The organism is Rheinheimera sp. 4Y26 (assembly GCF_025245835.1).
Lineage (GTDB): Bacteria > Pseudomonadota > Gammaproteobacteria > Enterobacterales > Alteromonadaceae > Pararheinheimera.
The window spans coordinates 118,004-139,950 of sequence record NZ_JAOBWS010000001.1 but is presented as its reverse complement, the minus strand read 5'-3'; the positions used below and the strand labels follow the sequence as shown (position 1 = coordinate 139,950).

23 protein-coding genes are annotated in these 21,947 nt (G+C 50.8%); 14 read left to right on the top strand and 9 right to left on the bottom strand.

Annotated elements, in window-relative coordinates:
* Positions 1-89: 89 nt before the first annotated feature.
* A complete protein-coding gene (locus N3Z11_RS00510) occupies positions 90-836 on the bottom strand; it encodes a hypothetical protein (protein ID WP_260655178.1) in 747 nt (248 codons plus the stop codon).
* A 197-nt stretch (positions 837-1,033) separates the two neighbouring features.
* The gene (gene katG / locus N3Z11_RS00505) at positions 1,034-3,208 is read right to left on the bottom strand and encodes a catalase/peroxidase HPI (RefSeq protein WP_313771328.1); all 2,175 of its coding nucleotides are present in this window, start codon (positions 3,206-3,208) and stop codon (positions 1,034-1,036) included.
* 502 nt (positions 3,209-3,710) lie between these two features.
* On the opposite strand from katG, the gene N3Z11_RS00500 reads away from it, so the two are divergent.
* A complete protein-coding gene (locus N3Z11_RS00500) occupies positions 3,711-4,703 on the top strand; it encodes a branched-chain amino acid aminotransferase (protein ID WP_260655176.1) in 993 nt (330 codons plus the stop codon).
* 67 nt (positions 4,704-4,770) lie between these two features.
* Here the strand turns inward: N3Z11_RS00500 and N3Z11_RS00495 are convergent, their stop codons facing one another.
* On the bottom strand, positions 4,771-6,987 hold the full coding sequence (locus tag N3Z11_RS00495; RefSeq protein WP_260655175.1) for a diguanylate cyclase: 2,217 nt from the start codon (positions 6,985-6,987) through the stop codon (positions 4,771-4,773).
* A gap of 200 nt (positions 6,988-7,187) precedes the next feature.
* Here N3Z11_RS00495 and N3Z11_RS00490 point away from each other — a divergent pair, with 200 nt between their 5' ends.
* The 6 genes from N3Z11_RS00490 to N3Z11_RS00465 all read left to right on the top strand — a co-directional run bounded on the left by N3Z11_RS00490 (position 7,188) and on the right by N3Z11_RS00465 (position 11,791).
* Positions 7,188-7,433 carry a hypothetical protein gene (locus N3Z11_RS00490; RefSeq protein ID WP_260655174.1) on the top strand — a complete coding sequence of 82 codons (246 nt, stop codon included), beginning with the start codon at positions 7,188-7,190 and terminating at the stop codon, positions 7,431-7,433.
* Positions 7,434-7,450: 17 nt separating this feature from the next.
* The gene (locus N3Z11_RS00485; RefSeq protein WP_260655173.1) at positions 7,451-7,873 is read left to right on the top strand and encodes a MarR family winged helix-turn-helix transcriptional regulator; all 423 of its coding nucleotides are present in this window, start codon (positions 7,451-7,453) and stop codon (positions 7,871-7,873) included.
* 31 nt (positions 7,874-7,904) lie between these two features.
* Positions 7,905-9,257: an MATE family efflux transporter gene (locus N3Z11_RS00480; protein ID WP_260655172.1), complete on the top strand. Its 1,353-nt coding sequence runs from the start codon at positions 7,905-7,907 to the stop codon at positions 9,255-9,257.
* Between the two features lie 27 nt (positions 9,258-9,284).
* A complete protein-coding gene (locus N3Z11_RS00475) occupies positions 9,285-10,274 on the top strand; it encodes an alpha/beta hydrolase family esterase (RefSeq protein ID WP_260655171.1) in 990 nt (329 codons plus the stop codon).
* Positions 10,275-10,393: 119 nt separating this feature from the next.
* Positions 10,394-10,867: an FKBP-type peptidyl-prolyl cis-trans isomerase gene (locus tag N3Z11_RS00470; RefSeq protein ID WP_260655170.1), complete on the top strand. Its 474-nt coding sequence runs from the start codon at positions 10,394-10,396 to the stop codon at positions 10,865-10,867.
* 270 nt (positions 10,868-11,137) lie between these two features.
* A complete protein-coding gene (locus N3Z11_RS00465; protein WP_260655169.1) occupies positions 11,138-11,791 on the top strand; it encodes a DedA family protein in 654 nt (217 codons plus the stop codon).
* Positions 11,792-11,850: 59 nt separating this feature from the next.
* Here the strand turns inward: N3Z11_RS00465 and N3Z11_RS00460 are convergent, their stop codons facing one another.
* Complete coding sequence (locus N3Z11_RS00460; protein WP_260655168.1) at positions 11,851-12,447, bottom strand: hypothetical protein; 597 nt, start codon at positions 12,445-12,447, stop codon at positions 11,851-11,853.
* Positions 12,440-12,973, bottom strand: coding sequence for an RNA polymerase sigma factor (locus N3Z11_RS00455; protein WP_260655167.1), 534 nt, complete (start codon positions 12,971-12,973; stop codon positions 12,440-12,442). Before N3Z11_RS00455 ends, N3Z11_RS00460 begins: the two co-directional genes overlap by 8 nt.
* A 169-nt stretch (positions 12,974-13,142) precedes the next feature.
* On the opposite strand from N3Z11_RS00455, the gene N3Z11_RS00450 reads away from it, so the two are divergent.
* From N3Z11_RS00450 to N3Z11_RS00435, 4 genes are all read left to right on the top strand, one after another.
* Positions 13,143-14,603, top strand: a complete 1,461-nt coding sequence (locus tag N3Z11_RS00450) for an amidohydrolase family protein (RefSeq protein WP_260655166.1) — start codon at positions 13,143-13,145, stop codon at positions 14,601-14,603.
* Between the two features lie 81 nt (positions 14,604-14,684).
* Positions 14,685-14,963, top strand: a complete 279-nt coding sequence (locus N3Z11_RS00445; protein WP_260655165.1) for a superinfection immunity protein — start codon at positions 14,685-14,687, stop codon at positions 14,961-14,963.
* A gap of 304 nt (positions 14,964-15,267) precedes the next feature.
* Positions 15,268-15,759, top strand: a complete 492-nt coding sequence (locus tag N3Z11_RS00440) for a hypothetical protein (RefSeq protein WP_260655164.1) — start codon at positions 15,268-15,270, stop codon at positions 15,757-15,759.
* Positions 15,759-15,971 (top strand): helix-turn-helix transcriptional regulator, encoded by a 213-nt coding sequence (locus N3Z11_RS00435; RefSeq protein WP_260655163.1) that lies wholly within the window; start codon positions 15,759-15,761, stop codon positions 15,969-15,971. The genes N3Z11_RS00440 and N3Z11_RS00435 overlap by 1 nt, the downstream gene beginning before the upstream one ends.
* A 73-nt stretch (positions 15,972-16,044) precedes the next feature.
* On the opposite strand, the gene N3Z11_RS00430 is transcribed toward N3Z11_RS00435, so the two are convergent.
* The 3 genes from N3Z11_RS00430 to N3Z11_RS00420 are packed head-to-tail and all read right to left on the bottom strand — an operon-like array spanning position 16,045 to position 17,746.
* A complete protein-coding gene (locus tag N3Z11_RS00430; protein WP_260655162.1) occupies positions 16,045-16,713 on the bottom strand; it encodes a DUF799 domain-containing protein in 669 nt (222 codons plus the stop codon).
* Entirely contained in the window at positions 16,713-17,063 is a 351-nt protein-coding gene (locus tag N3Z11_RS00425; RefSeq protein ID WP_260655161.1) for a DUF4810 domain-containing protein, read from the bottom strand. The genes N3Z11_RS00430 and N3Z11_RS00425 overlap by 1 nt, the downstream gene beginning before the upstream one ends.
* An 11-nt stretch (positions 17,064-17,074) precedes the next feature.
* The gene (locus N3Z11_RS00420) at positions 17,075-17,746 is read right to left on the bottom strand and encodes a CsgG/HfaB family protein (RefSeq protein WP_260655160.1); all 672 of its coding nucleotides are present in this window, start codon (positions 17,744-17,746) and stop codon (positions 17,075-17,077) included.
* Between the two features lie 431 nt (positions 17,747-18,177).
* On the opposite strand from N3Z11_RS00420, the gene N3Z11_RS00415 reads away from it, so the two are divergent.
* Entirely contained in the window at positions 18,178-19,317 is a 1,140-nt protein-coding gene (locus N3Z11_RS00415; protein WP_260655159.1) for a hypothetical protein, read from the top strand.
* Between the two features lie 106 nt (positions 19,318-19,423).
* Here N3Z11_RS00415 and N3Z11_RS00410 read toward each other — a convergent pair whose 3' ends face one another.
* Positions 19,424-20,158 (bottom strand): sporulation protein, encoded by a 735-nt coding sequence (locus N3Z11_RS00410; protein ID WP_260655158.1) that lies wholly within the window; start codon positions 20,156-20,158, stop codon positions 19,424-19,426.
* Positions 20,159-20,476: 318 nt separating this feature from the next.
* Between N3Z11_RS00410 and N3Z11_RS00405 the strand changes: the two genes are divergently transcribed.
* A complete protein-coding gene (locus N3Z11_RS00405) occupies positions 20,477-21,124 on the top strand; it encodes an NAD(P)H-binding protein (protein WP_260655157.1) in 648 nt (215 codons plus the stop codon).
* A gap of 94 nt (positions 21,125-21,218) precedes the next feature.
* A complete protein-coding gene (locus N3Z11_RS00400; protein ID WP_260655156.1) occupies positions 21,219-21,920 on the top strand; it encodes a hypothetical protein in 702 nt (233 codons plus the stop codon).
* Positions 21,921-21,947 lie beyond the last annotated feature (27 nt).

The following is a 21,947-nucleotide window of genomic DNA, read 5'->3' as shown; positions in this document are numbered from 1 at the left end:
GCTTGATGCGGCAAAACAGGCAACTATGGCGTTGCCTGTTGCTTTTGGCCTGTGACTTTTGGCTTATTATCGCCAGCCTGATGTTGAACTTAAGAGCCCTGCAATAAATGTTTCGCCCAGCCATAATCCGGCTGTTGGCGCAAAGCTTCAGTCCAGTCGGCTTTGGCACCGGCGCTGTCACCGGCTTCTTTTTTCGCTAAACCCCGCCAGACATAAGCTTCGGCCTGGCCCCAGCAAATCTGCTGGCAAGGTTTGGCAAAAGCCTGTACTGCGGCTTCGGCCTGCACTAACGCCTGTTTTTTATCCCCACCAAATAAAGTCGGGGTTTGATAAGCCAGAATGGCGCCCGCCAATAACACTCTTGGGTTGTCAGCCTGCAGTTCTTTACTTTTTGCCAGTGCATCACCCGACAACTTACCGTAATAAGCGCCTTTAATCGGATAATAACCCGCTTGCATACCGCGGGTTAACGCCAGTAAGGCCCAGGCTTCAACGGTTAAATCCTCTTCAGGCTCCGCTTTGAGCAGTTGTTCTAAACGCTCAGCTGCTGCTTGCAGCGCAGGCTTTAACAGCGTTTCGTCGCCACGCACCGAAGCGGCTACAGCCAACCGGTATTGGGCATAAGCAAACTGGTAATCATCCTGCGCCACTACCGTTTGTTGTTGCAGCGCTGCTAAATCCTGTTGCTGCGAAGCAAGGTCTATCGCTGCTAAATCAACAGCAGCAAGCGCAGGTTGTGTCAACGCAGCAGCCAGCAATAGCGGACGCAACACCTTGCGTACAGCCGGGTTGAGTAAATTCGGGTTTATCCTGTTATTGCGTGGAAAGTTCATCATTGTTGCTCCTTCAAAACGCCACCCTGGCGTTGTCGAAACAATGATGCCGCTGAGCCTGAGGTTAAGTTAGTGTCAGCAATCAGCAAAGTCGAGTGACAAATGTCAGCAGTTACCGCAGTGTTGCCTGAGCAATACTCAAAAAAACAGCACTGCCGGGCAGTGCTGTTTATCGGGAAAGCCTTGTGACTTAGCGGCCGTTATAAATCAAAACGGTCCAGCTCCATCACTTTTTGCCAGGCTTTGGCAAAATCGGCTGCAAAACGTTCTTTGCCATCCGCCGCAGCATACACTTCTGCTACAGCTCTGAGTTCAGCGTGAGAGCCAAACATCAGATCCACCGGCGTTGCTGTCCATTTGATCTGATTGGTTTTGCGATCCAGCCCTTCATACAAACCCTGAGTGTTGGCCGATTTTTGCCATTTGGTCGACATATCGAGCAAGTTAACAAAAAAGTCGTTGCTTAAAGTGCCGGCTTTATTGGTCAGGACACCATGGCGCACACCACCGCTATTGGCGTTCAGCACTCTTAAACCACCCACCAGCACTGTCATTTCCGGCACCGACAAATTCAGCATGGCCGCTTTATCAATCAGCGCTTCAGCCGGCGACAACATGCTGTTGTTGCTGTGATAGTTTCTAAAACCATCGGCCAGCGGCTCTAACACCGCAAAAGAAGCGGCATCGGTTTGGGCAGCTGTTGCATCTGTTCTGCCCGGATTAAACGGCACTTCAATGCTCAGGCCCGCATCTTTTGCCGCTTTTTCCACCGCAGCAGAACCCGCCAGCACTATCACATCCGCCAGCGAGACTTTTTTGCCACCGCTTTGGGTTTTATTAAAGTCCTGCTGTACTTTTTGTAATACCGGCAGCACTTTAGCCAGTTCCTGCGGGTCGTTGGCCGCCCAGTCTTTTTGTGGTGCCAAGGCTAAACGGGCACCGTTGGCGCCACCCCGCATATCAGTGCCACGGAAGCTGGACGCTGATGCCCAGGCGGTTTTCACCAGTTGCGGCACAGTTAAACCGCTGGCCAGCAGTTTGGCTTTTAAGTTTTGAATGTCGGCGGCATCAATCAGCGCGTGATCCACAGCTGGCACCGGGTCTTGCCACAACAACATTTCTGTTGGCACTTCTTTACCCAGATAACGGGCTTTTGGCCCCATATCGCGGTGCGTTAACTTAAACCAGGCTTTGGCAAAGGCCAGCTCAAATTCTTTAGGATCGTTTTTAAAACGCAGCGAAATTTCACGATAGGCCGGGTCTTCTTTCAGCGCTAAGTCGGTGGTGAACATAATAGGTGCATGACGTTTGGTTTTATCATGGGCATCCGGCACCAGATTAGCGGCCTGGCCATTGGCCGGGATCCACTGGGTAGCGCCGGCCGGGCTCTTGGTTTTTACCCAGTCAAAGCCAAACAGGTTATCCAGATACTGAGTGGTCCAGGCTGTTGGATTGACCGACCAGGCGCCTTCCAGACCACTGGTGACAGTGTCTTCAGAATGGCCTTTGCCACATTTGTTTTTCCAGCCAAAACCCTGCGCTTCCAGAGCTTCTGCGGCTGGTTCTTTACCCACACAGTCTTCCGGTTTGTGCGCACCATGGGCCTTACCAAAAGTATGACCACCGGCAATCAGTGCGACAGTTTCTTCATCGTTCATCGCCATGCGGCCAAAGGTATCGCGGATGTCTTTAGCTGCCAGCAGTGGGTCCGGCACGCCGTTTGGCCCTTCCGGATTGACGTAAATTAAGCCCATCTGCACTGCTGCCAGCGGTTTGGCGAGTTTACGTTCTTTGCTGTTTTTGTCGTAACGCTGCTCATCCAGCCATTTTTTCTCGCTGCCCCAGTTCACCTTTTCGGCTTGCCAGTCGTCCAGCCTGCCACCGGCAAAACCAAAGGTTTTAAAGCCCATCGACTCCAGCGCCACGTTACCGGCCAGCACCATTAAATCGGCCCAGGAAATTTTACTGCCGTATTTTTGTTTCACCGGCCACAGTAACCGCCGCGCTTTATCCAGGTTGACGTTATCCGGCCAGCTGTTTAAGGGTTCAAATCTTTGCTGACCACCACCGGCACCGCCACGGCCATCAAAAATGCGGTACACCCCGGCGGAGTGCCAAGCCATGCGGATCATAAAAGGCCCGTAATGACCATAATCCGGCGGCCACCAGTCTTGTGGTGTGGTTAAAATGGTTTTGATATCGGCTTTGACAGCAGCTAAATCTAAACTGTTGAATTCTTTGGCGTAATCAAAGTCACGACCATAAGGATTTGATTCAGCACTGTGGGCGCGTAGCGGGGATAAATCCAGCTGCTCTGGCCACCAGTAATTGTTGGTTGTCATGTCTTTTGCCAGCAGCGGCTGGCTGCTTAACATCATTGCCAGCGTGAGGGCTGACAATAGCGGAACGTTATTTTTCATTGTGCTTTTCCTGTCCTTTATGGCTGTACTCTGTGGTTCAGCCTGAGTTTTGGGTTAACGGTTCTGTGTTCCCCACAGCAACCTGTTGCGCCCTCAAGGCCAATCACCAGCTGCTTTTGCCAGCAACAGCACAGGCAAGGGCAACCACCACCAAAGGCCAGCGGGGGTACGCCCATAAATTAAAGCCGGTTATGCTGGGTTTGCAGTGATTAAAATCGATTGTTTTAATCATAAATTTTGATAAGCCAGCAGTAGCAGCAACAAAACCAGGCCGTTTTTTATAGCCAGACAGACGGCTTGATGCTCAGATAGTTGATGCCGAAAGCGGCAACTGACAGTACAATGAGGCAACAAATTTTACTCAGACCATCAGCACCAAAGGCTAAACCGCCTGGTGTGGCTGGTCTTTGCCTTCGCCGGCCAGACCGGCAAACTTATCAGCAGCAGGAACAAAAAAATGGCAGCATTCGGTAGTGTATTTATGCCTGAAATGGCAATGGCTCAATTTGACGGTAACGCCTGGGGCAATAGCGCAATAGTCAGCGCCAACAGCATCAGCCTGCATCCGGGCGCTCATGTGCTGCATTACGCCAGCACCTGTTTTGAAGGCTTAAAAGCCTTTCGCCATGACGATGGTTCAGTGGCCATTTTCCGTATGGATAAAAACATTGCCCGTATGCTGCAAAGCACAGAGTTATTGTCGTTACCAAAGTTTGACCCGGCACTGCTGAGCCAGATGATTGTGGACATAGTGCGCCATTACGCCGCCGATGTACCTACCCCACCTGGTTCTATGTATATCCGCCCAACCCATATCGGCACTGAACCTGCCATTGGTAAAGCCGCCACGCCAACTTTAACCTCAATGTTGTATGTGTTGCTGTCGCCTGTTGGTGATTATTTTGCCGGTGGCAGCCGCGCTTTGCGTTTGCTGATGGAAGACAACGCCCGTTGTGCGCCACATATGGGCATGATTAAAAGTGGTGGTAACTACGCCAGCGCACTGCAACCTACCATGCAGGCCAAAGCCAAATATCAGGCCGACCAGGTATTGTTCTGCCCGAACGGTGACGTACAGGAAACAGGCGCTGCCAACTTCCTGCTGATTGACGGCAACGAAATTATTACCAAAGCGCTGGACGCTTCTTTCCTGCATGGTGTCACCCGCGACAGCATCCTGACCTTAGCGCGCGACTTAGGCATGACAGTGTCTGAGCGTGAACTGACTGTCGCTGAATTGTTAGAGCGCGCCGCCAAACCAGGCACAGAAGCAGCACTGTCCGGCACTGCAGCAGTACTGGCGCCGGTTGGCACCTTAATTTATCAGGGTAAAGAAATTAAAGTAGGTTCAGGCGAACCAGGCCCAACCACCACCCGCCTGCGTCAGGCACTGAATGATATTCAGTGGGGCAGAGCCGAAGATAAACATGGTTGGTTAACGAAGATCTAATAAAAAATACTGACGCTGATAGCACTGTTAAAAGCCCTTTGTCTGACAAAGGGCTTTTTTATGCCTGCTACTGCCTGGCCAGCGGCGGCCATTGCAGCCTGGCAAATGAATGCACCAGCTGCAGCAATCCCTGCTGCTGCCAGCTTTGCAATTTTTCAGCGCACAAATGCGCCGGCAACAGTGGCAGATCGGGGCTGATATCGGTTAAACCAGCCCAGCCATTTCGACCACTATGTTTTGCCGCGTACAAACAACAATCCGCGATTTTTAACAAGGTTTCAAAATGCCGGCCCGGATCCTTATCAAGCGGTAACGGATAACAGGCAAAGCCGACAGAGCAGGTCACCGCCAACGGCTGCTGAGCAGCAAGCATAAAAGGCGTCGCCGCAACTTGTGTGACAAAACGGCTGGCCAACTGACTGGCTTCCGCCCTGTTGATTTGCCGCGCGACAACGACAAATTCCTCTCCCCCCCAGCGCACCAGATAATCTGTCTGGCGAAACACTTGTTGCATGCGCTGTTTAACCTGCCGCAGCACATCGTCACCGGCATGATGGCCATGTTGGTCATTCAGCTGTTTAAAATGGTCCAAATCAATCAGAAACACAGCCAGCTCACTGTGTTCAGGCATGCTTACCCTATCAGCGGCTTCCAGCCTGTTGTGATGCTGCTGCCAGTCATGCCATTGCCGCCGGCACAATTCGAGTTCTTTATCGATATGACTTTCCAGAAAATGCCGGTTCGACAGCCCCGTCAATTTGTCTGTCAGGCTGATCGTTTCCAGCTGCTGATAAGCGAGCGCCAATTCGGTATTTTTTTGCTGTAATTCGGCGGTTCTGACATTAACCTGATGTTCCAGCGCCAGGTTCTGCCGATGCTGTAAGTAGCGGCGATATAACGAAATCAGTAAGACAAACCCGGCTAACAGCCCATAAATCCAGAAGTTACGCGTCAGTTTTTGTTGCTCAAGCCGCGCCTGCTGCAAATCTTTTTCATGCTGCAGCCGCTCAATCTGATATTGCTGACTGGTATAGTCGGTTTGCGCCTGGATCGCCGCAATAGCTGCGGCTCTTTTACTGTTAAAAATCTCATCATCCAGTTGTTTTTGTGCCAACAATGCCGCCAGCGCTGCCGGTGCATCATCTTTTTTCAGCAATAATGTAACGCGCATTTGCTGCAGTTTGGCTTCCCGCCCCTGTTCGTGATTTTGTTTTGCCTGTGCAATGCCGGCGTTGATATAGACCATGGCCGCCGCGTCATCTTGCTGTTGCAGCGCCACTGTTGCGGCCAATTCATAAGCATCAACCAGCAATGACAGATACTGTCGTTCCGTTGCCCGCTGTATCACAGCATCAAGGATCTGTCGGGCCTGCTGTGGTTTGCCGTTGGCTAGCGCCAGTTTAGCCTCGACTGTACGGGCCCAGTCCAAATCACGTTTGGCGCCAATTTCAGCAAATAACTGCAGCGCCTGTCGGATATGCTCGCCGGCTTTATCCAGTTGCCCCAGATCTGTATACAAAAACGCCAGTTTATTGTGGCTGTAAGCGATGTTGCGTTTGTCACCACTGGCCAGGTCTAGCTGCATCACTTGCAGGTAATATTGCAGCGCTTTGGCCGGATCGCCGAGTTTATGGTTCAGATTAGCAAGGTTAAACAACACACTGGCCATATCCGACGACTTGCCTTGCCGGGCGTAATATTCCAGCTCTTGCTGATGTGCCTGTAACGCGGCTTCGTATTGGCCCATTTTTTCCAAAATGGTGCCAACGCTGCCGTAGCTGTTCGCGATTTCAGCTTGATCCTGCAATAGCTGATAGATTTGCATGGCGCGGTAAACATAATCCAGCGCTGTGCTGTAATCGGACTGATAACGATAAACCATACCAAGCCGGCGCAGTGCTGCGGCAAGCGGTTTAGCGTCACCGTTTTGTTCGTTGTTTTGGGTCAACAGGCTGACCGCTTGCTCGAGGTGCTGTTTGGCCAGCGGATAGTCATTGCGGGCCATGGCATTATTGCCCAGTTCGTGATAAGCCTGCCCCATCTGTAGCAGATCGGCCTGCTGCTCAGCTGCGGTCAGATATTGCGTCGCCAGAGCATCCGCCAGCGCAAGATCGCCCTGTTGCCGGGCTTGCTGCAGCTGAAGCTGCCGCGCTGTAAAGTCGGGGTCCACACTGGTTTGTACTGATATATCTGTCTTTACGCCTGATGTTGTTTGTTGTTGCGCACTGACAAGCCAGGGCTGCAGCAATTGAGCACAGACCACGGCAAGGACAAATTTTTTCAACAGTACAGTACTCCGCCTTAACAAAACCTGCCCAAAATTACCACAAAGCATGCAGCAGAACCATGCCGGTGCTAACCGCCTGACCAGCACCATTGGTCCTGCTGAAGCGCTATTGTGTCTGACGACAACAGCCCGGGGCGGTAGAAGTCTGTGAGCCAGGACACTCAGGTTATGAGCACCAGCTATAGCGCCACCAGCCAATGCTCAGCTACCCCGACGTTTTTGTATTGCATAACCAGTATGAATCCGACATCAGCCTTGCCCGCATTCCGGAAAATATCAACAGCGTGACGCTGCTGGCTTACCGCCATCCAACGTCACGAGGCTATCACAACAGCGCAGCGCATAATCCAATTGCAAATGGCAAAAATAAAGCGCAAAATACTTGCAAACTCAAGCATCAATCAACTTTTTCTCGCGTAAAGTTTTTAGTTAACCACAACTGACCACGAGGTATACGCAGATGAACCCTTCAACCAACCCGGCGTTAGCTCTGGTATTAAAAAGTGCCTTGTTATGGTCTGACATGGTGAAACAAGCCGATGTACAGCTCAGTGTGCATGGCATTAGTTTTAGTGAATTTTGTATTTTGCATCAGTTAGCAACCGCCCCACAGCAACGGCTCAGCCGCATTGAGCTGGCCAAGGCTGTTGGGCTCAGTGCTTCCGGCATCACCCGTTTATTGCAACCGATGGAAAAAATTCAGTTGGTGGAAAAAGAACAAAACGCCCGCGACGCCAGGATCAGCCTGGTAAAGCTGTCGGATGGCGGCCTGCAGATTTATCAGGATGCACTGCAAAGCTTAGGCTTTTTTGCCAGCCAGTTTATGTCGCCACTGACCACAAAACAGCTAGAAACCCTGACCGACTTATTAACCCGGCTGTGATGCCACAGCCCATCACAAAAAGAATATCCGCATGACAGATTTAACCCAGGGTTCGCTGCGCCGCCATTTGTGGACTATGACAGTGCCGATGATGATCGGCATGTTTGTCCAATCCTTGTATTTGTTTGTTGATCTGTATTTTGTTGCCGGGCTGGGGGCTGATGCTGTTGCTGCGGTCAGTGCTGCCGGCAACCTGATGCTGCTGATTATGGCATTCACCCAAATGCTGAATGTAGGTTGTGTTGCGCTGATAGCCCGCTACACAGGCGCTGCAGATCCGCAAAGCGCTAATGTGGTTTTTCAGCAGGCCATGTTGATGGGCGCTGCCCTGGCACTTTTGACCTTAGTGCTTGGTTTTGGCTTTAGCGGTGTTTATATGCAATTGCTCAGCAGCGATGCTGCAGTGCAACATCATGCCGGGCAATTTTTGCTGGCCTATTTGCCGGGTCTGGCGCTGATGTTTGTCTCTACCGCCATTGCCGCAGCACTGCGCGCAGTAGGCATTGTGAAACCGGCCATGCAGGTGCAGCTCATCTCAGTGCTGCTGAATATGCTGCTGGCACCTGTGCTCATCGCCGGCTGGGGCACAGGTTATCCGCTTGGTGTATTGGGCGCCGGCCTGGCCAGTAGCATTTCTGTCGCGCTGGCGGTGCTGTTGTTGTGGCGCTACTTTTTAAAAAGTGACCATAGCGTGCTGCAGGTTCCGCAGCAGTGGCGTTTGAATGGCAAGGTTTGGCGGCAGATTGTTGCTATTGGCCTGCCGGCCGGTGGTGAATTTGCCCTAATCTTTGTATTTACCGCTTTTGTTTATTGGGTGATCCAGGACTTTGGCACCGCAACCCAAGCCGCTTTTGGCATTGGTAACCGCATTTTGCAGGCAGTCACCATGCCGGCCATTGCCTTTTCATTTGCCTTGCCGGCTATTGTTGGTCAGAACTACGGCGCCGGTTTTACGGTGAGGGTTCAACAAAGCTTTCGTGTTGCATTACAACAACTGGGCTGGGTGATGGTTTTGCTGTTTATGCTGTGTCAGCTGCTGGCAACAGAGCTGATGGTGCTCTTTAGCACAGACCCGGCAGTACAGGCGCAAGGCGTGCTGTTTATCCGTATTATCAGCCTCAATTGCTTAAGTGCCGTGCTGGTGTTCAGTTGTTCCGGCATGTTTCAGGGGCTTGGCAATACCTGGCCGGCGCTGGCCAGTTCGGCCTTACGGATTTTGCTCTTTATGCTGCCGGTGCTGTTGTTATCCGGACGCGCCGATTTTTCCGCAGCCATGGTCTGGTACTGTTCGGCCGCCAGCGTGTTATTGCAGGGGCTGTGCAGTTATTATTTGCTGCGCTGGCAATTGCGTCGTAAATTTCAGCCACAGCTGGCAGGGCTCTGAGCAACAAAAATTCCGGCAGGAGAAGTTATGGGCAAAACAACACTTCATTTGCGCAATAAGATGCCTTGCGCCACCCACCAGATGCAGATGACGATGAAGTGGTGTTGTTTTATGTTAGCCCTGGTGACCATGCCGCTATCGGCTGTCACCACCAAACCACAGACAACTGCCGGACTAAAAGCCGGTGAATACCAACGAGTTGTGGCTCATCAACGTCAGTACCTGCTGTATATACCCAAGTCCTTGCCGGCGGGCGAGTTTGTGCCTTTAGTGTTGTTTTTTCATGGTGGTGGCGGCCATATGACGCATGCGGCAAGAAGCTATGGCTGGCGCCAAACAGCGGAACGTGAAGGTTTTGTGGTGGCCTTTCCCAATGGTTATAGCCGTTTTCCGGGCGGCCGTTTTGCCAGCTGGAACGCCGGAAACTGCTGTGGTGATGCCCGCGATAAACAAATCAACGACATAGCTTTTGTAAAAGATGTACTTGCCGATATTCAGCAACAATTGCCGATAGATCAAAACCGTATTTTTGCCACTGGCATGTCAAACGGCGGCATGTTGGCGCACCGGCTGGCTTGTGATATGGCCGGCACTTTTCGGGCTATTGCCGCTGTAGCCGGCACCGACAATACAGTTTTATGCCAACCGGCGCGGCCTGTTTCTGTGCTGCATATCCACGCGCTGGACGATAGCCATGTGTTATTTGCAGGCGGCGCCGGCAAAGACGCTTTTCGCGATAAAAACAAAATCACTGAATTCAAGTCTGTACCTGACACAATAAAAGGCTGGCAACAAAGGCTGCAACTGCAAGGCGCACCACAAAGAGTGCTGAATGTACCTGGTGCTTACGCCGATTTATGGCAAAACAAAGACGGCCGTACTCAGCTCAAACTGCTGGTGACCAGCACAGGCGGTCATTCGTGGCCGGGCGGCAAAGCGGTACGAGGCAAAACACCATCCAAAGCAATTGATGCCAACACTATGATTTGGCAATTTTTTAACTCGCAGTTGCCCTGAAGTTACGGCAGCAGCATCACTGCAGGACTGATGCAGTTGTTCTGGTGGCATCAGACTGTTTTTGACCAAAACCCACATTCCCCCTAAGATAGAGCTCTTTGCCCTCAACCGGACTTATGATGAAAATTGCATTAATAATCTTTGTGTTAGCTTGTGTTGTTTATTATTTCTACAGCAGTGCCAACAACGGCAAAACCGCAGCGTTGAATGTGGAGCAAGGCTCGGCCTTTCTGGCTGAAAACGGCAAAAAAGAAGGGGTGAAAACCACCAGCAGCGGTCTGCAATATCTGGTATTGCAGCAAGGCAATGGCGATAAACATCCAGGCCCTGCCAGCACTGTCACAGTGCATTATCACGGCACTTTGATTAACGGCACAGTGTTTGATTCTTCAGTTGAGCGTGGCGAAACTATTAGTTTTCCGCTGAACAGAGTGATCCCGGGCTGGACCGAAGGGGTGCAACTGATGAAAGTAGGCGACAAATTCCGCTTTTTTATTCCATCGAACCTGGCTTATGGCAGCCGTAATGCCGGCAAAATTCCACCAGGCTCGACACTGATTTTTGATGTTGAGCTTTTTGCCATCGAAGGTTAAATCCGGTCTATCACCACAGGCCGGTTTCAGACCGGCCTGTTGCATAAAGCTGGGTGTTACAACAGCAATACCCCCAATTTATTGGGTCTGGCATCGGATTATTTTTCTTTGCAATACAACCCTTTTGCCAAATAGCATCTGATTGCACAACACAAAACCGGTATTTTGGGTTGACCCCAAGCGCAGATCAGGCTAAAAAGCCCGCTGCCGTTCTGCCAAGCTATCGCCTTCATGTGCGGGCTTTGGCGCATTTTCCACGGAGCCTGCTGCATGTACGACGCCTTAATTGCTATCTGGCAACAAGATTACCAACTGCTGGTCAGCCACGGCGCCATTGCCATGGTGGTATTTTGTCTGGTACTGATTTTATTTCTTGAATCCGCTTTTGTATTTTTGCCTTTACCCGGCGACAGTCTGGTGCTGCTCAGTGGCGGTTTGGTCGCCTCCGGTGTGATAGGTTACGAAGTGACCTTGTTGTATTTACCGCTGGCCGCCGGCCTTGGCAGTCTGGTGGCCTACTGGCAGGGTTATGCGCTGGCCCACACCCGTTTTATGCACCATATAGAACGTATGGTGCCACAAGGCAGTCTGCCTCGCGCTCATGATCTTCTGGAAAAACATGGTTTTATGGCGATGTTTTCGTCACGTTTTGTGCCTTTTGTCCGGGTACTCACGCCAATGCTGATGGGCATGACCGGCATGAAGTTACCTAAAGTGGCGTTGGTGAGTTTTATCAGCGCTTTTTGCTGGACTTTCGCGCTCAGCCTGTTCAGTTCCAGCCTGATGAAAATGCCGCAGCTGGAGCAATATCATCATCTGCTGACCAAAGGGCTGATTATGATTTCTGCGGTGCTTTTTGTGCTGGCCATACTGGCTATTGTGTACCGTTGGTACCGTTACCCTCAGGTGAATAAAGCGGAATAACGGAACTTGTCCGCCAGAACCCAAAGTTGGCATTCTGGCGGCTGATCAGGAATTTGCGTTCAGACCGTCTCAGACTGAAAATCCTTTAGCAGCGCCTGCAACGGCGCTATTTCCTGCTGTTTAGTGCCAATACGCTGTTGCAACAGATAGATGCCGTACAGACATAATGGCAGCGCAATCAAACTATAAAATTTTAACATCGCCACAGGCACCAGCGCGCTTTGCCATAACCACAAGCCCCACAGCACCAGCACAAACAGCAGCAATAAAGCACAGGCCAGCTGGTTGTATCGGTAATACAACAACGACAGCTGACAACTGCGCAGCCGGAACGCCAGCACACCGCTGCTGCTCCAGTTGTCATAAGCCAATAAAGGCCGGTGCACCTGCCAGCTGACATACAGGCTCATCAGCACACCGAGCAGCAAAAAAGCCGCGGCTATATAACTAAGCCAGTCCTGCATGGACGTCAGCAGCCACCAGGCCGCGCCTGCCATAGCCGTAGCCCCCAGCCACTCACCGGCCAGCAACAACCATTGTTGCCGCTGCCGTTGCCGCGCTTTGGTTAAATCTGCAGCAGTGGGCACAGTGGCGGCCGCTAGCGGCTGTTGCTGCCAGCTTTTGCTTAAAGCGGCAAAATCAAATTCATTATTCATCTTGCATCAACTCCATCAATTCAGTTTTTGCCCGGTTCAGCCGCACCCGTACAGCGCCATGGCTGATTTGCAGCACCTGTGCAATTTCCACTGCATCCATATCTTCCATCGCCAGCAAAATCACCTGCCTGTTGGCCGCCGACAGCTGGCGCACAGCGCGAAGCAGTCTGTTATTTTGCTGCTGCTCACCTATCTGTCCGGACGGGCAGTCGTCCACTAACTGTGCCTGTATCTCTTCATCCAGCGGCTGCCATTTATGTTTTTGCGCCCGGGCAATGTGGTCCACTGTCACGTTATGCACAATACGAAACAAATAAGCTCTGGGGTTTTCTGCTGCTTGCAGCCGGGCCGCCGACTGATGCAACGCCAGATAAATATCCTGTTTTAAGTCCTGCCGCGCTGCGGCATCAGCCTCACAAGCCAGCAGGGTGCGGCCGATAGCGCCCTGTTGCTGCTGCCACAGCTGCAGCAAAAATTGTTCAGCACTTTGCGCCTGCCGGTCTGCTGTTGTCGTGGTTGCGGTCAAAATGGGTCGCCTTCCTGTTGCTTCTTTTTATCCTGCGCACCTGATGAGTCTGTGCGTTGCGTCCAAGTGTTACACAAAAAAATAAAAAAATAATCTGTAACAGCCAGAACAATATCAACGACTTACACAGCAACAACAGAATATTTGTCACCTCAGACAGGAGCATAAAATGCACAAATTATTTCATTTAGCGCTGATCCCGGCCCTGATGTGCAGCCTGACCGGCAAAGCCGAAGTGCAGCAGGCTAAGATGGACACAGTGCTTTATCACAACGCCACTTTAATCAATCCGGCCAACCAGCAGCGTACTGAAAACGGCTGGTTGCTGGTGCAAAACGGCAGCATTATTGACCAGGGCCAGGCCAATGCCACTGACCCTTTGCCAAAGGCCAGCCAACAGATCAATTTAAAAGACCAGTATGTGATGCCGGGTTTAATTGACGTACATTTGCACCTGACCGCGGGCCCACACCGAGTGGAAATGGTGGATGGCGCACCAACCATCACCATGAAAGGCCACCCGGACATCACCCGCTATCATGCCATCAGCACCTTGGCCACAGGCGTCACCACGGCTTTTAGTCCGGCCGGCGAACCCGAAGCCAATGCTCAATATGCCAAGGCCCAGCAACAAGGGCTGTGGCTGGGGCCACAGTTGTTTTATGCCGGTTATATCTTTGAACCTATGCCTATTTTGGGCGGCTCGGTGTACCCCAAAGACGAAGCGGGCTGGCAAGCTGAAATAGCGCGGCAAAAAGCGCTGGGGGTGCAGGTGATCAAACTGTATTTTGGTCTGGGCCAGGCAGAAGTGGCTATGGGTATTCGCCTTGCTAAAGCAGCGGGCTTAAAAACCATCGCCCATCTGGACCAGGTAAGCTGGCAATTTGCGGCCGATCAGGGCATCGATATGTTAACCCACGCTTTGCCCACCAGCGCCGAACTACTGACAGGAGAAGCTCGCGAAGCTTATCTGGCATCCCGAAAAAACCCGATGAACCAAAGGTTTATTTATCAGTGGTTTGAGCATGTGGATTATAACAGCGCACCGATGCAGCAGTTGTTTAACACCCTGGCCCGCCAGCAAACCCGGCTCGATTTAACCCTGGTGGTTAATGAATTGTTTTATTTTGCCCGCGAGTTGGAACGGCTGTACCCGGAAGATCAGATGTGGGTGTTTCACCCACAAAGCCGCAACAGCTGGCGTGGCCTGATGGCAGCGCCAAGTTACGACTGGACCAAAGCAGAAGTGGCAAAAGCGCAACAACAAATGCCCAAAGTGCTGCAACTGTTTAAACGGTTGTATGACGCAGGCGTTCCGCTTGCCATAGGCACTGACCTTAGCGCCAGCGGCCCTTTTTACCTGCGCGAGCTTGAGCTCAGCAAAGCTGCCGGCCTTAGCAACTGGCAAGTGTTGCAACTGGCCACAGTGGGCGGCGCCAAACACCTGGGGCTGCAGAACCTCGGTGAACTCAAAGCAGGCTTCGTGGCGGACTTTATTGTGTTAAGCCAGGATCCAACCCAGGACTTAACAGCGCTAAACAGCATTCAGACTGTGGTTCAGGGCGGTAAAGCCCATCAGGTGGCAGAACTGCGCGCGCTGCTCCCTGCATTAAGCCAGACCAAACTTTAAACATCCCAATTAAAAACGTTAAAAATTAACAACTTAATTTAGAAATCCTGGCTATCAGCCAATCAACACAAGGATACAATGATGGAAACTCTCAACAGCTTGATCGACCCTCTGATGCAAATCTGGCAACAGGCCGACACACCGTTTTTAATGTTGTTTGGCGTATTTTTTCTGCTGGTCTGGTTTTTACCCAGCCTGCTGGCACTGCTGTTTAACCGCAAACATGCCGGCAAAATTGCCATGCTGAATATTCCGGCCGGCCTGTCCTGGATTGCCTGGGGCGCTTTATGTGTCTGGGCTGTCACCGGCAAACTCAGTGCCTCGATGGCCGCCAAAGCCAGGCTAAAACCGCAAAGCTGATCCGCCAACAGAGCAGTGTGCCGCTGAAAAAAACCGCCGGTGTAATGCCGGCATTTTTGTGCTGTACCCCAGACAACAGACAACAAGCGCCAGCTAAAACACTGCCAGGATAAAACCAAAAGGCGCCGCCATACCCACCCGTCACCAGACCTTTACCAACCTTTCGCCAGCCTTTGAGCAGTCACTGTTTTAAGCTTCCGCAAAAAATGTAACCTTAGAGTATCAAAAACACTTGACACTGATACCTTAAGGTTCCATATTGATACCCGAAGGTGTCAACAATCCATCATAAGGAACAAGTAAGATGAAAACATGGACTATCGAAGATCAGGAAAATTGTGTGAAGTCAGGCATTACAGGTGCTGCTTTTGTTGCTGCATTAACCGGTTTTGAATTGCTCAGAGACATCACCCTGGCCTGGTTCGACTTTAAACTGCTGGCTGATGTATTTGGCATCGGCATTATTTTGTCGGTGCTGTGGTTTTTATACCAAATCAGGCACCAGCCCAAAATGATGACCTATGGCTGGAAAATAAGAGAAATAAATGGTGATTTTCAGGACGAATATCTGCGTAGCCGTTTTCAGCACGCCACCACCATGGCCTTTCAACTTGCCATGCTGACAGCATTCACCGGTTACGCCTTTACCGAACTGCTGATCAACGAAGGCAAAACAGCCCTGCTTCCGCCACAGCTGGTGCCTTTATTCACAGTGTTTGTCGGCACCCTGACTTTTTATCTGAAATTACGCACCACGCTCGATGAGCAGGATGACAACACAGCGGAAACGAACTGATGGACGAACAAACTTTATATAACAGAATTGCCGGGCTGCGCGCCGCCAAAGGGCTGTCGCAGCAACAACTGGCCGATGCCATCGGGGTGTCACGCAAAACCATCAGCACTGTAGAAACCAGCCGCTTTACCCCTTCAGTGGTGATTGCCCTGCAACTGGCGCGTTATTTTCAGGTACCGGTGGAACAGATTTTTAGTTTTGAGCCTTTTTAAGCAGCCAAAAAAACAGGCCGGATGCAAAATTCCGGCCTGTTGTTTTGTCACCTTCAACATGAACCACAAGTTGTTATTTTGGCGGTTTGTCTTTGCCATAGTGAGGCGAACGTGGGCCGTATAACAAGCCGGTGGGTGATTCCGGTGAAAACAACCGCACTGAAGCAGTAGAGGCCACTTCAAAGCTGGCATCCAGCGCAGTTTCCAGAATTTGCGTCACAGCAGCTTCAACCAGCATGCCAATCACACCGCCCCTGTTGCCGCCATTTTGTTCACTGCTGGCGGCGCGGGCTTTGCCTTGCCATAAAACAGCGTTGCTGTGGCTGTCGACCAGCCTTGCCTGCACTTCAACCACAGTGTCGCTGGCGAGCACCACATAAGAAGTGCCATATTGCTGCACTTCGAGATACATCACTGCGTCAGCGCCAAAAATATCGTTCAGCTTTTTTAATGAAACTGCATGAATATCTTCAGCAACAGTTAAACCGTTGTTTTTAAAGGTTTCATCAACCAGCGCCACCGGAAATACATAATAACCGGCTTCCGCCAGCGGCACTGTCACATTGGCCAGCACGCCATAAGGCGCTAACACCTCTGTGGTGTGGTTGACAGGTGGCAATACCAGAATGGATTTGGGTTTGCTTTGTTTAAAAGCGCTGTAATCCATTGCACTATGGCCACCGGCGCAACCGGCCAGAATAAGGCTCAGCACACAAGCTGCAACAATCTGAAACTGTTTCATCATTGACCTGCTTTAGCGTTTTTCAGCAAAAAGTCGATAAAGCGCGCCGATTCCGGATACAGCGCTTTTTCTTTTTGTAAATAAGCCAGGCCGGTATCCCGCTGACCACTTTGAATATACAAATAACCTAAATGGGCGTGCAGACCCGGACCTGCCGGTATATTTTTGGCGGCACTTTTTGCCAGCGTTTTTTCCAGCGCGTCAATGTCAGGCTGCAGCGATGAATCTTCATTTTTAAAATGGCTGTAGAGGCTTTCCTGATAAGGGCCGTAATCATATAAAGGTCGGGTGCTCTGACAGCCGGCAAGCGCTGCCAGAGTCAGCAGCATAACCAGGAGTTTCAGTTGCATCAGCCGTTGCCTCACTGCGGTTGCCACAGGTTATTCTGTATGCCGGCAACCAGGTTATTCACCGCTTCGCGCATGGCTAAATCCAATACTTTACCGTTTAAAGTGGCGTCGTAGCTGGCAGTGCCACCAAAACCCAGCACTTCGCGGTTTTCCAGGCTAAATTCACCGGCGCCCATCACCGAAAACACCACAGCCGAGGTTTCTACATCCACCACATTTAACGCTACCTTGGCATAAGCCACTTGCTCTTTGCCTTTGCCGAGCAACCCAAACAATTGTTTGTCGCCGGTTTGTTTACGGCCAAACTCAGTGACATCACCGGTTACCACATATTTAGCGCCAATCACATTTTGTTTGGCGCCGGCAAACTGGGCTTCCTGTTGCAGTTCGGCCATATTGGCGCGGTCCATCACAATAAAACGATTGGTTTGTTGTAAGTGCGTCAGCAAAATGGTTTTGGCCTGCGAGCCCAACTGATCCACTTCAGCGTTAAAAATGCCGTTTTGAAAGTTCGAACGGTTTTGAAATTTACCCACCACCAATTTACTTTTTGGCCCCTGATAAGGCTGGTAACTGGCATTTACTTTGGGTGCTTCAATAGTGCGGGACGACTCTTTGGTGGTGCAGGCAACCAATAACAACACCGGCAGCAACAACACAAATTTGCTTATTGTACTTTTCATAACAAAGTCCTTTCAGGATAAAAGTGGTGGGAGAACACAATAAAGTAGCCTCATTTAATAGCCGGAGTTTTTTACCCAGCCTGAACAAAAAAAGTAATTTTCTGCCTGGTTTAACCAGCGAACCGGCTTTTTGCCATTGTAAGCCAAGCACTTAAAATAAAATCAGCGCTTTGAATGCATATTTTCTGAACTACACTGGGTTGGATGCCGCGATAAAGCCAGCTTGCTGCTGTTGCTGGGCCACAAAGCGGTCGTCAAACACAAACCATCAGGAACAGTTCTGGTTAATCGCCAAACCTTTTTGCCAACAGCAAGGAATGCGCAGACAAAAGCAATTGATTTTATTAACAAAAATAAAAATTCAGTTGCTTATGTTGAAAACATCAGTCACCGCAACGGTGAACAATCCGCATCATTCTGAGGGCTCTGCCATGACAAAGTTACATCCTATCGCATCTGCTTGCCTCGCTGGTTTTTTGCTGACTTCCCCTGCCACTCTGGCGGTAGATTTTAGCTGGTCTGGTTTTCTGACCCTTGGGCTTGGTAAAAGCCTGAGTGGCTCTGTGCAAGGGCCAAACGAAATTGGTTTTGATTGCCCCTGTATGATTGCTGATTTTTCCCAGGCCGGTGTTTACGAAGACAGCTGGAGCCTGAAGCCAGATTCGAAACTGGGGTTGCAGGGCTCGGTCATGTTTAACGACAACCTGAGCCTGACCGGGCAAATTGTATCCCGTGGCTCGCGCGACTTTGCTGTCAATCTGGAATGGGTGTACCTGAGTTATCAGCTCAACGACAACAACACCCTGCAGCTGGGCCGTAAAAGGCTGCCGCTATTTTATTATTCCGAACAACAGGATGTGGGTTTTACCTACCCCTGGGTGCATTTGCCCGGCCAGACCTATGGCTGGGAAGTGGTGAATTATAACGGGGTGAACTGGGCACACAGTCTGCAGCTTGGCGACTGGAGCGGCATTATTAACACCTTTGCCGGCAGTGAAACCCGCAAAGACGGTGAATATTCCAAGATTTACAGTGGCCTGAACAGCGAATCAGACACCCGCTGGTCGGGCATAGTGGGTGCCGAGCTGGTGATGAGCAAAAACTGGTTTGAAGGCCGGCTGATGCTGATGCAGTCTGATACCCAGGGGCGACTGGTGTCAGAAGGCGAAGACTGGTCAGCAAAAGCCAAACAACAGATTTATGGCGCATCAGCGCTGGTGGATTATCAGGATTATCTGCTGAGCGCCGAACTGTTTTTCTCCGACCGCACCGAATCTTATGGCCGTGACTTAGCTTATACCCTCAGTGTTGGCCGCCGTTTTGACGCCCTGCTGGTGTATCTGACCCACGGCATGTACCAACAAAAGCTGTATGCCAATAATCCGGCTGAAGTGGGTGAAGACGATCGCGAAAAACACCGTAATAGCTCTGTGGTGCTGAAATACGATGTATCGGCCTCGGCCGCCGTGAAGTTACAATTCGACCACTGGCAGGACTTCAGTGGCAGCTGGTTTAAACAAACCTATGGTGACGCCAACACACTCAGCCTTTCTTACGACAGAGTTTTTTGAGCCCACAGCGGTTTGATAAAGCCGCCGGGCATAAAAACAAAGCCAGCATTTTTTGCTGGCTTTGTGATTTTGCAGGATCTGTTTTAACCCCGACTTTGCGACAGAACTAACCCAGCACAGCACGCAGTGCCTGCTGCACTTCAGCGCTTGAGCTTTGTGGCGACAACCGCACAGTGCGGTAACTGTCACCGCGGAAACTGCGGTCCACTTCCACCACCAGCAGCATCGAAGCACCGTCGGGTAAAAACGACAACTCCACTTCTTTAATACCCGACAACCACTGCCGCGGCCTGAATTCAAATTCCTGATAACAACCCACAGTGCTGCGTTTGCCCGGCACCTGCAAATAACCCTTTTCCACATCGACTTTTTGCAGCTGATAACCGAGCGCCAGCATAGCGTCGATACAATTGAGCATCAGCGGTGTCGCATCAATCCTTAGTAAATCTGTGTCTGTTGGGTCCATCGCCATGGCAATGTCGGCCGCTGTCGACAGCCAGACTTTGCCTACATTGTGTTTTGGCAAATGGGTCACCGGCAGCTCTGCTGTTAAACGCAGCTCAAACGGCAGCTCACGGCGTGCTCCAGGCTCCAGCTGTAAGGCATCAGCCAGATGAAAACGCTGCAAACAAAAATTCTGATAAAACTCGCCGTTATCGGTTTTGACTTTCACCCGCGTCATCAGCGCCAAATCAAAACCATCAATCTTTTGCGCCACAGCGCCACCCTGAATAAGGATTTGGCCTTTGAGGCTACCGCCCGGCACACACTGATTGCTGTGCAGTTGGGTATCAATTTTACAAGCGCCAATACCGGCGGAAGCGAGCAGTTGTTTCAGCATCTGATAGTCCTTAACAATGAAGATTTTCCAGCGCTTTATTTATGGCCGGGCAAAGGTTTTGGCAAGCACAAGCCGGGGATTAACTGTTACTAAATATGACATTCTGTGCAGCGCAGCCATAACAGCGGCCACCACAGTTCGGAACAATTTGCCGCCAACTCCAAACCTGAACTGAGCCACTGAGCAACCACAAAGGAAAATAAAGGCAGAGATAAAAACAGCGCCAACCACCCAAAACAATCAGTGCTGCCACAAACTGCAGCTTCAGATGCTGATTTTCGTTACACTGATTTAAATTGGTATCAACAAGGCAAAACCATGAAAACCTTACTGATCTTCGGCGCCACAGGTGCTGTTGGCAGCCAGTTACTGGCGCAGGCACTGCAACACAAGGATGTGGCCAGGGTGGTAGCCCCCACCAGACGGCCATTACCAGCACATCCAAAGTTAACAAATCCAATGATTGATTTTGCAGCACTGCCGGTTGATGCCAGCTGGTGGAAAGCAGATATCGCCTTTTGCGCTCTGGGCACAACACTGAAGCAAGCGGGCTCAGCCAGCGCATTTTATCGGGTGGATCACGACTATATTTTACGGCTTGCCGAACTTAGCCATGCCGCCGGCACTAAAACCTTTGTATTAAACTCGACCCTTGGCGCAGATGTAGATGGCCCTGGTCTCTATCTCAAAACAAAAGGGGCGACAGAGCGGGATGTGATGGCTCTGGGCTTTGACGCTCTGACCATAGTGCGCCCTTCGTTATTAGATGGCGCCATCAGAGCTGATTCCCGCACAGGCGAAGAATTCGGCCTGTGGCTAAACCGCTGCCTCGGCAGGCTTATCCCACTGAAATGGCGCGCTATCTCAGTGACGAAAGTGGCGCATACAATGCTCAGCGCCGGCCTCAGTGCCAAGCCTGGCACTCATATTATTGAGTCGGCACAAATTCATCAGGCTTTAGCTTAAAAAACCCTTGCTTAACAAGCTGTTGCCGACAGATTGTGATCCCGGGTATTTTATTTGAGGGGCTGGTGTTTGCTGTTAAAACAGCAGATTTTACTTGCCCCTGACTTTTTACATTGATGATGCATCTTCTGCACAAGATAAAAATGCATTCAGGCATGGAGCCAAACACTTGCGACTTTTCCCTCATTTCAACATCTTTGTTGTAAAAACTCTATTTGCAGCCTTACTGTTTCTGCTTTTGTCGATGTTTTTTGGGACAATATTATTACCCTGGTTATATCTTCCGATCGTCGCGTTTTTATATTACCGGCGCTTGTTTAAATTGGCGGTCTGGTCATACACGAGCTTGTTAATCATCGCGTTATTGCAGATGCTGATCGTCAGTTCAATCTACCCAAAACATTACCCAGCAGACACCGATGTTCTTATTTACGGCGGACTTCCTATTGCACCGGCCTTTGTCTACCAACTGGATTTACAGCCAGAATGCTTGTCGACAACCGGGCAGCAGTTTTGTGGCTACCAGCTGAGTCAATGGGTCCCTATGTCGCCAGCAGCACAATGTACATTGCGCGCAGAACCTGCAATGAACCAAACATGGAGTATCCGGGCCAATGCAGCGCTGTGCCTCCTGACCCGCATACCGCCACAACCGGCCACTACCGCGCCGGCAGTCATCATCAATGTCGAGAATGACATATACACTTTACACACTGCATTTATCATTTCAGTCGCAGTATTATTCGCCTGTTTACTACTGCTCAATAACATACGCCAGAGCTACCGCACACCATGAAAGATAGCCAAATAGTGATATTGAAAA

Bases quoted from the DNA above. Each gene is read 5' to 3' on its own strand.
- N3Z11_RS00510 (WP_260655178.1), bottom strand. From the start codon at position 836: ATGATGAACTTTCCACGCAATAACAGGATAAACCCGAATTTACTCAAC.
- katG (WP_313771328.1), bottom strand. From the start codon at position 3,208: ATGTTAAGCAGCCAGCCGCTGCTGGCAAAAGACATGACAACCAACAAT.
- N3Z11_RS00500 (WP_260655176.1), top strand. From the start codon at position 3,711: ATGGCAGCATTCGGTAGTGTATTTATGCCTGAAATGGCAATGGCTCAA.
- N3Z11_RS00490 (WP_260655174.1), top strand. From the start codon at position 7,188: ATGCTCAGCTACCCCGACGTTTTTGTATTGCATAACCAGTATGAATCC.
- N3Z11_RS00485 (WP_260655173.1), top strand. From the start codon at position 7,451: ATGAACCCTTCAACCAACCCGGCGTTAGCTCTGGTATTAAAAAGTGCC.
- N3Z11_RS00480 (WP_260655172.1), top strand. From the start codon at position 7,905: ATGACAGATTTAACCCAGGGTTCGCTGCGCCGCCATTTGTGGACTATG.
- N3Z11_RS00475 (WP_260655171.1), top strand. From the start codon at position 9,285: ATGGGCAAAACAACACTTCATTTGCGCAATAAGATGCCTTGCGCCACC.
- N3Z11_RS00470 (WP_260655170.1), top strand. From the start codon at position 10,394: ATGAAAATTGCATTAATAATCTTTGTGTTAGCTTGTGTTGTTTATTAT.
- N3Z11_RS00465 (WP_260655169.1), top strand. From the start codon at position 11,138: ATGTACGACGCCTTAATTGCTATCTGGCAACAAGATTACCAACTGCTG.
- N3Z11_RS00460 (WP_260655168.1), bottom strand. From the start codon at position 12,447: ATGAATAATGAATTTGATTTTGCCGCTTTAAGCAAAAGCTGGCAGCAA.
- N3Z11_RS00450 (WP_260655166.1), top strand. From the start codon at position 13,143: ATGCACAAATTATTTCATTTAGCGCTGATCCCGGCCCTGATGTGCAGC.
- N3Z11_RS00445 (WP_260655165.1), top strand. From the start codon at position 14,685: ATGGAAACTCTCAACAGCTTGATCGACCCTCTGATGCAAATCTGGCAA.
- N3Z11_RS00440 (WP_260655164.1), top strand. From the start codon at position 15,268: ATGAAAACATGGACTATCGAAGATCAGGAAAATTGTGTGAAGTCAGGC.
- N3Z11_RS00435 (WP_260655163.1), top strand. From the start codon at position 15,759: ATGGACGAACAAACTTTATATAACAGAATTGCCGGGCTGCGCGCCGCC.
- N3Z11_RS00430 (WP_260655162.1), bottom strand. From the start codon at position 16,713: ATGAAACAGTTTCAGATTGTTGCAGCTTGTGTGCTGAGCCTTATTCTG.
- N3Z11_RS00425 (WP_260655161.1), bottom strand. From the start codon at position 17,063: ATGCAACTGAAACTCCTGGTTATGCTGCTGACTCTGGCAGCGCTTGCC.
- N3Z11_RS00420 (WP_260655160.1), bottom strand. From the start codon at position 17,746: ATGAAAAGTACAATAAGCAAATTTGTGTTGTTGCTGCCGGTGTTGTTA.
- N3Z11_RS00415 (WP_260655159.1), top strand. From the start codon at position 18,178: ATGACAAAGTTACATCCTATCGCATCTGCTTGCCTCGCTGGTTTTTTG.
- N3Z11_RS00410 (WP_260655158.1), bottom strand. From the start codon at position 20,158: ATGCTGAAACAACTGCTCGCTTCCGCCGGTATTGGCGCTTGTAAAATT.
- N3Z11_RS00405 (WP_260655157.1), top strand. From the start codon at position 20,477: ATGAAAACCTTACTGATCTTCGGCGCCACAGGTGCTGTTGGCAGCCAG.